The 11,457-nt window shown below is 68.6% G+C and carries 11 protein-coding genes; 5 read left to right on the forward strand and 6 right to left on the reverse strand.

Translation table 11 applies throughout. The features are described from left to right. The first annotated feature begins 222 nt into the window (after positions 1 to 222). Positions 223 to 945, forward strand: a complete 723-nt coding sequence (locus RMO04_RS04170; protein ID WP_309643536.1) for an alternative oxidase — start codon at positions 223 to 225, stop codon at positions 943 to 945. After that, positions 938 to 1,246 (forward strand): DUF1971 domain-containing protein, encoded by a 309-nt coding sequence (locus RMO04_RS04175; RefSeq protein WP_309643537.1) that lies wholly within the window; start codon positions 938 to 940, stop codon positions 1,244 to 1,246. The genes RMO04_RS04170 and RMO04_RS04175 overlap by 8 nt, the downstream gene beginning before the upstream one ends. Here the strand turns inward: RMO04_RS04175 and RMO04_RS04180 are convergent. Further along, a complete protein-coding gene (locus tag RMO04_RS04180; RefSeq protein WP_309643538.1) occupies positions 1,243 to 1,701 on the reverse strand; it encodes a hypothetical protein in 459 nt (152 codons plus the stop codon). The two genes, RMO04_RS04175 and RMO04_RS04180, sit on opposite strands and share 4 nt — an antisense overlap. A gap of 97 nt (positions 1,702 to 1,798) precedes the next feature. On the opposite strand from RMO04_RS04180, the gene RMO04_RS04185 reads away from it, so the two are divergent. After that, positions 1,799 to 4,264: a ligase-associated DNA damage response DEXH box helicase gene (locus RMO04_RS04185; RefSeq protein WP_309643539.1), complete on the forward strand. Its 2,466-nt coding sequence runs from the start codon at positions 1,799 to 1,801 to the stop codon at positions 4,262 to 4,264. Continuing rightward, positions 4,261 to 4,992, forward strand: a complete 732-nt coding sequence (pdeM, locus tag RMO04_RS04190; RefSeq protein ID WP_309643540.1) for a ligase-associated DNA damage response endonuclease PdeM — start codon at positions 4,261 to 4,263, stop codon at positions 4,990 to 4,992. The genes RMO04_RS04185 and pdeM overlap by 4 nt, the downstream gene beginning before the upstream one ends. On the opposite strand, the gene RMO04_RS04195 is transcribed toward pdeM, so the two are convergent. Genes RMO04_RS04195 through RMO04_RS04210 form a run of 4 tightly spaced genes read right to left on the reverse strand, consistent with a single transcriptional unit; the run spans position 4,989 to position 10,295 of the window. After that, entirely contained in the window at positions 4,989 to 5,459 is a 471-nt protein-coding gene (locus RMO04_RS04195; protein WP_309643541.1) for a DUF3429 domain-containing protein, read from the reverse strand. The two genes, pdeM and RMO04_RS04195, sit on opposite strands and share 4 nt — an antisense overlap. A gap of 3 nt (positions 5,460 to 5,462) precedes the next feature. Continuing rightward, positions 5,463 to 6,221 (reverse strand): TIGR02186 family protein, encoded by a 759-nt coding sequence (locus RMO04_RS04200; RefSeq protein ID WP_309643542.1) that lies wholly within the window; start codon positions 6,219 to 6,221, stop codon positions 5,463 to 5,465. Beyond that, positions 6,221 to 7,141 carry a sulfite exporter TauE/SafE family protein gene (locus RMO04_RS04205; protein WP_309643543.1) on the reverse strand — a complete coding sequence of 307 codons (921 nt, stop codon included), beginning with the start codon at positions 7,139 to 7,141 and terminating at the stop codon, positions 6,221 to 6,223. The genes RMO04_RS04200 and RMO04_RS04205 overlap by 1 nt, the downstream gene beginning before the upstream one ends. A 55-nt stretch (positions 7,142 to 7,196) precedes the next feature. Next, on the reverse strand, positions 7,197 to 10,295 hold the full coding sequence (locus RMO04_RS04210) for a peptidoglycan-binding protein (RefSeq protein WP_309643544.1): 3,099 nt from the start codon (positions 10,293 to 10,295) through the stop codon (positions 7,197 to 7,199). A 331-nt stretch (positions 10,296 to 10,626) separates the two neighbouring features. Here RMO04_RS04210 and RMO04_RS04215 point away from each other — a divergent pair, with 331 nt between their 5' ends. Continuing rightward, positions 10,627 to 10,830, forward strand: coding sequence for a hypothetical protein (locus RMO04_RS04215; protein ID WP_309643545.1), 204 nt, complete (start codon positions 10,627 to 10,629; stop codon positions 10,828 to 10,830). On the opposite strand, the gene RMO04_RS04220 is transcribed toward RMO04_RS04215, so the two are convergent. Further along, on the reverse strand, positions 10,827 to 11,457 hold a 631-nt coding region (locus RMO04_RS04220), incomplete at its 5' end, for a phosphatidylglycerol lysyltransferase domain-containing protein (RefSeq protein ID WP_309643546.1). The genes RMO04_RS04215 and RMO04_RS04220 overlap by 4 nt on opposite strands.

Genomic DNA, 11,457 nt, shown 5'->3' on the forward strand with positions numbered 1-11,457 from the left:
TATCGATTGGAGAGCCCGTTAAACCCGTTGGCGCGGGTCTCGTTCCGACCGTGAACGGGAACGGCCACCTCAGCGGCGAATTGAGCTAGGAGGAACGATCCGCCGATGCGGCCGCCTCGATGCGGTCGCCGCGACTCTCAAGCTCTATTCGCATCTCCACCGTCCGCCGGCGTCCGGGGTCTCACCCGACCGGCGAACGGCGTCCTGAAAGGACAGCACCATATGGCCAATTCGATCCTCGCCCCTGACGCGCTCGCCCGAGCCGAGGAGCGCGACGCGCAACCGCAGGTCCATCACGCGCCGGAAGGCTTCTCCGACCGCTTCGCCCTGGGCTTCACCAAGCTGCTCAGGCTGTGCGCAGACACCTTCTTCGCCAAGCGATACGGCCACCGCGCCATCGTCCTGGAAACGGTGGCCGCGGTGCCCGGCATGGTGGGCGCCACCATCCAGCACCTGACCTGCCTGCGCCGCATGGTCGATGACGACGGCTGGATCCGCACCCTGATGGAGGAGGCCGAGAACGAGCGGATGCACCTGATGACCTTCATCGAGGTCGCCAAGCCCACGCTGTTCGAGCGGCTGGTCATCCAGCTGGCTCAGGCCGTCTTCTATATCGGCTTCTTCCTGCTCTACCTCGTGTCGTCGCGCACCGCCCACCGTGTGGTCGGCTATTTCGAGGAGGAGGCGGTGATCAGCTACACCCTGTACCTCAAGGAACTCGACGAGGGCCGCTCGCCCAACGTCGCCGCTCCGGCCATCGCCAAGCACTATTGGAAGCTGCCAGACAACGCGATGCTGCGTGACGTGGTGCTGGTGGTGCGCGCCGACGAGGCCCACCACCGCGACGTCAATCACGGCTTCGCCAGCAAGCTCGCCGGCCGACCGATCCCCCACGACGCGGCGCCCTACCCGCCCCACGCCGACGAGATCAGGTCCCATGCGTAACAAAACGCTTGGCCCCGCTCCTGAGCCCTACCGCTCGACGCCTGTCTTCGACGAAGCAACCCTGCCTGCGGCGCTGCGCCGCGCCCATCGAACCAAGTCCGGCGTCTGGGGCGTCATCCGCATCCTGCAGGGCGAATTGAACCTCTGCTTCACCGAGCCGCCCGAGACGAGACGGCTGTCGGTCGGGGTGGATGGCGTGCTGGAGCCCGACCAGTCGCACTTCGTCGAACTCCAGGGTCCGATGCAGATGCAGATCGACTTCTACACCGAGACGCCGAGGGTCATCTCCGAGGACGACTAGTAGCGAGGAAGCGGCTTGCAGACGGTGACGTCGCGGTCGTCGATGCAGGCCATTCCCCGCTGCCGCCCGCCGCGGCCATAGCGGCCGTCCTGGTAGAGCAACACCCGAGGCCGTCGCGTCGTCGTGCTGGGCGCCGGGATGACCGGACGATCGGGCATGACGTAGGGCGCTTGGGGCGCGGCGGCCAGGACCTGCGCCTCCGGCACGCAGCGAGCGCCGTCATACAGAAGGCCGGCCGCGCAGCCGTCCGAGGTCGGGCGTTTGCTTTGCTGCAGGGTCCGACCCGTCGCCCGCGCCCGGCCGTCATCTCCACGGCACCAGAGCTCCAGAGTCGCCGACGTTTCGGGCATGGAGACCCAATGGCAGTTTGGTGGGGTTTCGACCTGCGCCATCGCCGCGCCGCCGCCCCCCAGGATCGAAAGCATCAGGATCGTCGTTCCAAGCCCGTAGCGCATGATCGCCTCCGTCACGCCTCGCGCCAAGTGACGTTCAGCAGGCTTGCGACGTCAAGCACCTTGCCTGAAACGGAACGGGAACATCTTATAGAGATCGATGGCTGACACCGGCGCGGTCGCGCCCGACCTCCTCCCCGAACGCTTCGCCGCCTGGTTCGAGAACCGAGGCTGGAGTCCGCGCGTCCATCAGCTGGACATGGTGGCCAAGGCCCGCGCCGGCCGCGACGCCTTGCTGATCGCCCCCACCGGCGGCGGCAAGACCCTGGCAGGCTTCCTGCCCAGCCTGATCGAGCTCGCCGAACGGCCGCCGCCCAACACGCCGCAGGGCATCCACACGCTCTATATCTCGCCGCTTAAGGCGTTGGCGGTGGACGTCGAGCGCAATCTGATGGCGCCGATCCTCCAGATGGGCCTGCCCATCGTCGCCGAGAGCCGCACCGGCGACACCGGTCAGGCCCGAAAGCAGCGCCAGCGGGTCCGGCCGCCGGACATCCTGCTGACCACGCCCGAACAGTTGGCGCTGTTCTGCGCCTGGGAAGGGGCGCGGCTCTATTTCGAGAACCTGAAGTGCGTGATCGTCGACGAGATCCACGCGATCCACGCCTCCAAGCGCGGGGACCTGCTGGCGCTGGACTTGGCGCGGCTGCAGCGATTCGCGCCGGAGATGCGCCGCGTGGGATTGTCGGCGACCGTCGACGATCCCGACGTGATCCGCCGCTGGCTGGGTCATGGATCGCACGAGAGCGTCGACCTAGTGCGCGGACCCGCGGGCGCCCAGCCGATCGTCGACATGCTGTTGTCGGAAGGGCGCGTGCCGTGGGCAGGCCACACCGCGCGGCACGCCATGGCCGAGGTCTACGAGACGATCAAGGGCGCCAAGACCGCCCTGGTCTTCGTCAACACCCGCTTTCAGGCCGAGTTCGCCTTCCAGGAGCTGTGGCGCTTGAATGAAGAAAGTCTGCCCATTGCGCTGCACCACGGATCGCTGGCGGCCGAGCAGCGGCGCAAGGTCGAGGCGGCCATGGCGCGGGGCGAGTTGCGAGCGGTGGTCTGCACCTCCACTCTCGACCTGGGCATCGACTGGGGCGACGTGGACCTGGTGATCCAGCTCGCCTCGCCCAAGGGCGCCAGTCGCATGGTCCAGCGGATCGGGCGGGCCAACCATCGGCTGGACGAGCCGTCGCGGGCGCTGTTCGTGCCGGCCAACCGCTTCGAGATGCTGGAGTGCCAGGCCGCCCGCGAGGCCATCGCCGAGAACCGCTTCGACGGCGACCTGGCCCGGGTCGGCGCATTGGACGTCCTGGCCCAGCACATCATGGGCTGCGCCTGTTCCCAACCCTTCGACCTGCGGGAGATGTACGACGAAGTCCGCCGCGCCGGGCCCTATCGCGACCTCATCTGGGAAGACTTCGAGCAGGTCGTCGATTTCGTCTCCACCGGCGGCTACGCGCTCAAGACCTATGACCGGTTTCGGCGGATCGTGAAGGGCCTCGACGGCCTGTGGCGGGTGCGCGACCCCCAGACCGCCCAGCGCCACCGGTTGAACGTCGGCGCCATCCTCTCGCCCGCCATGCTGGCGGTGCGCATCGCCATGGGCGGCAAGGCCCTGCGCGGCGTCCGCAAGATCGGCGAGGTCGAGGAAGGCATGCTGGAGATGCTGGACCCCGGCGACACCTTCGTCTTCGCCGGACAGATCTGGTCGCTGGTGGGTATCACCGGGATGGACGTCCTGGTCCGCCCCGCCATGCACAAGGACCCCAAGATGCCGTCGTGGGGCGGTTCGAAGTTCGCGCTCTCCACCTTCCTGGCCAAGCGCGTGCGCGAGCTGATGTTCGACCAGGAACACTGGAAGGTGCTGCCCGCCGACGTGCGCGAATGGCTGGAGATCCAGCGCGACCGCTCGATCATCCCCAAGGATGAGGAGCTGCTGCTGGAGACCTTTCCGCGCGGGAAGCGGCACTTCATGGTGGTCTATCCGTTCGAGGGGCGCCTGGCGCACACCACCCTGGCGATGCTGCTGACGCGGCGGCTAGAACGGCTGGGCGCCGAGCCCTTGGGCTTCGTGTGCAACGACTACGCCATGGCGATCTGGGCGCTGAAGCCCATGGACGGACTCGATTTAGACGAACTCTTCGACCAGGACATGTTGGGCGACGACCTGGAATCCTGGCTCGCCGAGAGCTTCATGATGAAGCGGGCCTTCAAGGGCTGTGCGATCATCTCCGGGCTCATCGAGCGGCGATTCCCGGGCGAAGAGAAAACCGGCCGCCAAGTCACCTTCTCAACGGACCTGATCTACGACGTGCTCCGCCGACACCAGCCAGACCATCTGCTGCTCCGCTGCGCGCGCGACGACGCGGCCACCGGCCTGATCGACGTGGCGCGCCTGGGCCTGATGCTGGCGCGGATCAAGGGCAAGATCCGGCACGCGGCCCTGGATCATCTCTCCCCGTTCTCGGTGCCGATCCTGCTGGAGATCGGCAAGGAGCGCTCGCCCGGCCAGACCGGCGAGCACATCCTGGCCGAGGCCGAGAGCGACCTGATCGCCGAGGCGACCGCATGAGCGCGCTGGCCCAGCCTCGTCTGGCCTACGCCTTCGCCGCCAGCACCTGCGGCGGACTGCGCACCACCCTCGCCGGCGCCGAAGTGACCCTGCGTGCGAGCGGGGCGCTGTGGATCGAGCAGGAACGCGTGCTGGTGGTGGCCGACCTGCATCTGGAGAAGGGATCGTCCTACGCCATGCGCGGCCAGATGCTGCCGCCCTACGACACCCGCGACACTCTGGGACGGCTCGCCGCCGAAGTGGCCCTGGCCCAGCCCGACACCGTCGTGCTGCTGGGCGACACCTTCCATGACCGCACCTCCGAGGCGCGGCTGGCCGACGACGACGCCCAACGCCTGCGCGACCTGGCCGATGTCACGCGACTGATCTGGGTGATCGGCAACCACGACGCCGACGGCCCGAAGGCCCTGCCTGGCGTTGTGGCCGACGAAATCGCCGTCTCCGGTCTCACCCTGCGCCACGAGCCGCAGCCCGGCCTGCAGCCGGGCGAGGTGGCCGGACACCTGCATCCCTGCGCCCGCGTGGTCGCCTCGCGCGGCAGCGTGCGGCGGCGGTGCTTCGTCACCGACGGCGAGCGAATGGTGGTCCCGGCCTTCGGCGCCTATGCGGGGGGGTTGAGCATTCGCGACAAGGCGTTCACCGGCTTCTTCTCGCGCGATCCGCTATGCGGCGCGCTGGGGGTGGGCAAGGTCCACGCCGTCGGCTGGCGCTCGGTCGCCGGAGACTAGAGTGTCAGGGCCTTCTCCAGCGCCACGGCCAGCGACAGGCCGGCGCCGAGGGTGAGCACCGTCATCAACCGCGGATAGCGCGCCGGCACATCGGGCGCGGTGTGGTCGAACAGCCATTGCAGGATGAAGGCGACCAGGAAGCCGCACAGCAGCCACGCCGTATCGATCGACCCGCGGGTGAAGAGCAGCGCCCAGCCGGCTATGGGTGAGATCAGCGAGTGGGCGAGCCTCGTCCAGCGCGGCTGGGTCCGGGCGCTCTCCAGGCCCCAGCGGATGCCGCCCAGGAAGCCCATCACTACCGCCGACCAGGTCAGGATGACGGTCAGGCCCGCGCCGGCCAGGTCTGCAGGACCATAGGCGTAGACGATGGCCGAGGCCGGAAACGGGACCATGCACAGTAGGGCGATGATCCAGAGCGGGAGCGGCGCGGCGGCCGGCTCGACCTCGACGTCGGCGCGAATGTCCAAGCGTCAGTTCCTCCGGAAGGCGACCGATGCGGCCCAGCCGGCGGCCAGGGCGATGGCGACCGAGGCCAAGCCGTACAACCATGGCCTTTGGTGAGCGAAAAGGTAAAGGGCTCGCTCCAGGCCCACCTTCTCGACCGTCAGCCCCCGCATCCGCCGCGAGACGGGCTGGCCGTCCTGAAAGAGGATGATCTCGGCCGTGTAGACGCCGATCGGCGCGGCCGTCGGCAGGTCGATCTGCGCCTTGAACAGGCCTCGGTCGACAAAGGTGACGCCGCGATCGTTCGCGGCGTAGAGGCCCGCGTTTTCCTTCAGCCGCACCACGGCCCGGCGCCAGTCGAGATAGTCGGAGCCCAGCCGGCTGACCACCACGTCGCGAACGCCGTAGCGGGTCTCCACCCGCTGCTCGAAGGGCGCGTTGATCGCCAGGTGGTCGATGCCCGCCCCCAGCCGTCGTAAAGGTCCGAAGCCGGCGATCTGGTCCAGGGGCCGGGTAGAGGCGGTCATGTAGAAGCCGGGCGCGCCCTCGAACACCACGGGCCGGGAATTGACCCAGATCCCGGCCACCTTGGTCTTTCGCGCGATGCGGATGGGGGCGTCGGGGCCGCGCACGATCACCACGACGTCGCTGGGCTTCGCCGACGGATCGAACACCGCGCCGTACAGCACGATGCGCGCGCCGCGGAAGCTTGAGGTGACCTTGACGCTGGTCGTGGTCAGGGCGGCGGAGACCGCGGCCGGCGGCGGCGGGGGAAGATCGGCCATCAGCCGTTACCCCCCATTAGAACGAAGGGCTCGGCGGGCGTGAAGAACAGGCCAAGCCCCATGCGCAGGCCCACGGCCAGGACGATGATCGCCAGCAGGGCGCGCAGTTCCTCGGCCCGGAAACGCGATGACGCGCGCGCGCCGACCTGGGCCCCCAGCACCCCGCCGATCAGCAGCAAGGTCGCCAGCACCACGTCGACGGTCTGGTTGCGGCCGGCCTGAAGGACGCTGGTCAGCGACGTGGTGATGATAATCTGGAACAGGCTGGTGCCCACCACCACGCCGGCCGGCATCCGTAGGACATAGACCATGGCCGGGATCAGGATGAACCCGCCGCCCACCCCCATGATCGCCGACAGCACCCCGACGAAGACCCCCAGCGCGATCGGCGGAATGACGCTGATATAGAGCCGAGAGCGCGGAAAGCGCATCTTCAGCGGCAGCCCGTACAGCCAGGGCGGCCGTCGATCGCGTCGAGGCCTGGCGGCGTCCCCGCGCCGGCGGCGCAGGATCGAGCCCAGGGACTCCCAAAGCATCAGGGCGCCGATCACCCCCAGGAAGATCAGATAGGACAACGAAACGACGAGGTCGGCCTGGCCCAGCAGCCGCAGCCAGCGGAAGACCTCGACCCCAAGGAACGAGCCCACGGCGCCGCCGGCGGCCATGACGCCGCCCATCCGGAAGTCCACGGCCTTCCGCCGGGTGTAGGAAATGACGCTCGAGGTTGAGGACGCCGCGACATGGTTGGCTTCGCTGGCCACGGCCACGACGGGCGGAATTCCCAGGAAAACCAGGACAGGCGTCATGAGGAAGCCGCCGCCGATGCCGAACAGGCCGGAGATGAACCCCACCACCGCACCCAGCGCCACCAGTAGCGGCGCGTTCACCGAAACCTCGGCAATGGGCAGGTAGAGGTCCAACAGGCGCGCCTTCGGGCGGGTTCGGTTGCGGCCCGCTCGCCTTACGCGGCCAGGTTCACCGCGTGAAGACTTGCAGGCGCGAGATCGTGGTCGGGTCGAGAGTTCCCGTCGGCGGCAGGGTCTCGTTCCGCTGATAGGCCACGACCGCCATCTTGAGCGCCGGCGACGTGACGCCGTCGACCGGTCCCTCGTAATAGCCGAGCCGCGACAAGGCGCGCTGGGCGGTGGCCACGGCCGGGGCCGGAGCCACGACCGCGCCAGAGGCCAGGGATGGGTTGGGGCTGGCGGGGCGATAGGTCTGGGCGGCGTTCTCGGCGATGCTGCGCGCCTCGGTCGACAGGGCCGCGCGGACCCGGGCCGCGCTCTTCAGCGCACCCTCGTCGCCGGCCTTGGCCGCGATCAAGTACCACTTGTAGGCCTCGGCGGCGTTCTGGCTGACGCCCAGGCCCTGTTCGTAAAGGGCGCCCAGATTGAACTGGCTGTCGACCAGGCCGAGATCGGCGGCGCGCCGGAACCATTGCGCCGCGGTGGTGGAGTTCTTGGGCCCGCCGTCGCCGTTGATGAAGGCGATGCCCAGGTTGTGCATGGCGTGGCGGTTGCCGCCCTGGGCCGCGCGTTCGGTCCAGCGACGGGCCTCGGCGGTGTCGGCCTTCAGACCCGCCTCGCCCTTTTCATAGAGCTTGGCCAGGTAGAACTGAGCCGGCGAGTGACCGAGATTGGCGGCCCTGCGCAGGGTCTCGAGGCCGCCGGGCTTGCCCCCCTCGATGGCGCTGACCGCGTCAGCGTAGAGGGTGGCCAATTCGGCGCTGACCTCAGGGGTCGGCGCCATGGCGGTGATCGCGGTCGGCGCCAGGGCGATGGCCGCCCGGGTTTCGGGGAACGGGGTGGTGTCGGCTTCGGACCCGGCGATCTCGCCATTGTTGCTCAGGATCGCCAGTTGGTCGGCGACGCGCTTGGGCGCGGCCCCACCGGGCTCTCCGTCCATGACGATGATGCCGGCCGCGCCCAGGCTGAGGAACGCCGCGCCGCCGGCCACCAGCAGCGCGCTGTGCAGGGCGCCGCCGGCAGCGCGCTTCGGGGTCTTGGAGCCAAAGGCCGAGAACAGCGATTTGCCCGCCGGCTTCGCCGCCTTCTCCGGCTTCGCGATCTTGTCGGAGGGTTTCAGGAATTTCTCGAGCTTGCCCCGGGCCTTTCGAGATTCGCTGGTGCTCGCGGCCGCGCGGGCCGCGGCGCGGGCCTGTTCGATGACTTCGCGGGTGGAAAGCTGCCGGGGCGCCTCTTCAAGGGCCTCAGGCGGCGCTTCAAGCGGGGCGCGCTCAAGGGCCACGGCCTCGAGCGCGGCGTCTTCAGGCACGTCATCCAGCGTCGCGGGGTCGTCATGCTGCGTCGCGTCGAGATCAATCTCCGGCTCGGCCGTGGCGCTCGGCGGGGCCCCGAACACCAGCGGCTCGTCCTCGAACGCCAGCTGGGTCTCGAACTCGGACTGAGGCTCGACACTGGGGGATGGGGCGTCGACCGAAGCCTCGGCCTCAATCTCGGCCTCGAGTTCGAATTCGGCGACGGCCTCAACCTCGTCCGTCGTCGGTTCGATGGGAGAGAATCCGTCGGCCGCCTCGAAGTCGGCGGCGTCGAACGCAGGGGCCTCGGGTGCGCTCGGGAACGGGGCCGCGGATTCGATATGCGCGGCCGGCGCGGCGAAAGCCTGCAGCGCCAGGGCGTCGGCCGAGGTCTCGGCCGGACCGAAGTCGGCGAAGGGATCGGTGTCGAATGGTGAAGGCGGCTCAGCCGCGCGTTGCGGCGCGGCCGCGGCCACCTGCTCGGCCAAACGGCGCTGAGATTCCGCCAGGCTGCGGTCGATCTTCTCGCGGGCTTCGTCCAGCAGGCGGGCGGTGCGCTCCTCGCTCAGGCGGATGCGCTCGGACAGGTCCTCGGAGCTGCGCTCGTGGCGCTGCTGGATCCGCTCGCTAACACGGGCGACCTGCTCTCCGACATCGTCGATCGCCTGCGCGGCGCGACGCTCCGAGCTGCCGATACGCTCGGCGAGCCGTTCGGTGATCTTGCCGATCTCCGCGCCAAGGCGCTCCAGAGCCTCGGCGTGAACGCCCTCGCTGCGGCCCAGCCGGCTCTCCATCGCCTGGGCGATGCGGGCGACTTCGCCGCCGACCTGCTCGATGGCGTCGGCGCTGCGTTGTTCCGTGGCCTGGACGCGCCGGTTCAGCGTGTCGGCCATTGTCAGGACCTCACGGCCCATCTTCTCGATAGCCTGGCCCGAGGCGGCTTCGGCCTTGCGCACGGTCTCGGACATCTCGCCGAGCTTGGTTTCCATGCGGTCGAAGCGGCCGTCGGCGGCGGCTTGCAGCTTCTGGGCGATCTCGCCGCGAACCTGCTCGACGCGCTGCGACAGGGTGGTCGACAGGGCCTCGAGACGCGCGTCCAGCGCAGGTCCGGCGCCGCTCTCGGCGTTGACGACCCGGGCGTCGAGATTGGCGAAGGCGCGGCCCAGGTCCACCAGGGCTTCGGCTGTGCGGGTCTCGGCGTCGCTGAGCCGGGCGTCGACGCGACTGGCGACTTCCTCGATCAAGCTGGCCGGGTCGCCCCAACCGCTGCTGGAAAGCTCCTCGATCCGCTGCTCCATGACGTCGAGCGTTTCGCGGGTTCGGTTCTCACCTTCATAGAGATGCGTGGCGACCTTGCCGAGGGCGGCTTCCAGCGAGCGTAGGGCTTCCGCCGAACGAGGCCCTGACGCCTCAAGCTCGATCTTGCGCAGACGCTCGGCCAGGCGCGCCTGTTCCCCGCGCGCTTCCTGAACCGCGCCCTCGAAGCGGGCCGCGACAGCGATGTTCTCACGCTCGGCGGCTTCCAGGCGGGCCATGGCCTCACGAACCGCGGTCTCGGTCGCGGTCGGCGTTGGGTCGATGCGGATGCCCGACTGCTCGAACTTGCCCGATAGGCGGTCCAGCGCCATTCCAATTCGCCCGATCTCATCGGCCGGGTGCTGGGGCGCCTCGAAGCGGGTCGCCGCCGGCGCCACCGGGCGCGGGACGGGGTCGGGGGCTCGCGGAGTCTCGATAAAGGCGCGCTCGGGCCGCTGAGTGAAATAGGCCTGGGAGGTGATCTCCTCGGGCCCGTCGTCCTCGCTGTCCTCAAGGATCATTCGATTAAGCCACTCGCCGAGCGTCATCCCTGAGCGACGGGCCAGGTCCTTTGCGACCTCCCGAGCCTTAGGGTCGATCCCCTTGACGCTCCAAGGCGTCGCCGACGTCATCGAATCGTTCTCCCCGCCTACCTTCGACGCTAGCTACCGATCCTTGGGGTGTAAACGCGTACTCGCCACAAGATATAGCGTTTGGCGCAATTGCCTGTGGATGGAGGCACGAGTTCGCGGCCTTTTGAAACCCAAGCGCGCGTCGGGTTAACTTGCCGTTAAAGAATTAAGATGGCGTTCATCTTTACGGCCCAGCCGTCGCTGCGCTACCGCGTCGCAGATGACTTTGAATTTGACCGTGGCGCTCTGCGTCGCCTGCATGGCGATCGCCGCTTTCGCCGGCTGGCGCGGCGCGAAGCCGCCGAACTTCGCCAAGGGGCCGCGATTGGCGCCGTGGCGGCTGATCATGGTGACCTGCGCCGCGCTCGCGCTGTTCTTCCTGGTTCACATCGTCAACCTGCTGGGCGTAACGACGGGACGCTAGGCGGCGACCTGTGTCTCCTCGCCGCGCCTGGGACGCTTGGCCAGGCCGGCCACGCCGCCGGAGGTCAGCAAGCCCATGTCGGCGAGAATCAGCGGGATCGACCACTTGTTCGGGGCGGCGATATAGCGGGGCCGCCAGACCGGATCGTACTTGCCCTTGTACGAACGGACGCCCTGAAAATTGTATATCTCCTCCCCGCGCTCGAAGATCAGGGCTCCGACCCGCGAAAGCACGGGCGCCAATGGCCGATCGTCCAGGCCCGAAAGGGGCGCCATCCCGAAATCGATGGCCTGATAGCCCTCGCCGCGGCCCCACTCGATCAGCTCGACGAACAGGTAGTCCATGATCCGCTTCGGGCCGTCGTCGATGTAGCGCATGAGATCCATCGAGAACGATGTCTTGGCGGCGGTCACCCATAGGGTGGCGAAGGCCACGATCCGGCCCTCGAAGCGGACGATCCCCACCGGGAACTCGGCCACGTAGTTGGGATAGAAGCCGCCCATCGAAAAGCTCTTGTCGCCGCCGGCGTGGTGCACCAGCCAGGCGTCCGAGATCGCCTGCAACTCGGGCATGATGGCCCAGACGCCCTGCGGCGGTATGACCTCGAAGGTCGCGCCCGCCTCGCAG

Origin of the sequence: Phenylobacterium sp. (genome assembly GCF_031412415.1) — a bacterium.
In the GTDB taxonomy this organism is placed as follows: domain Bacteria; phylum Pseudomonadota; class Alphaproteobacteria; order Caulobacterales; family Caulobacteraceae; genus Phenylobacterium.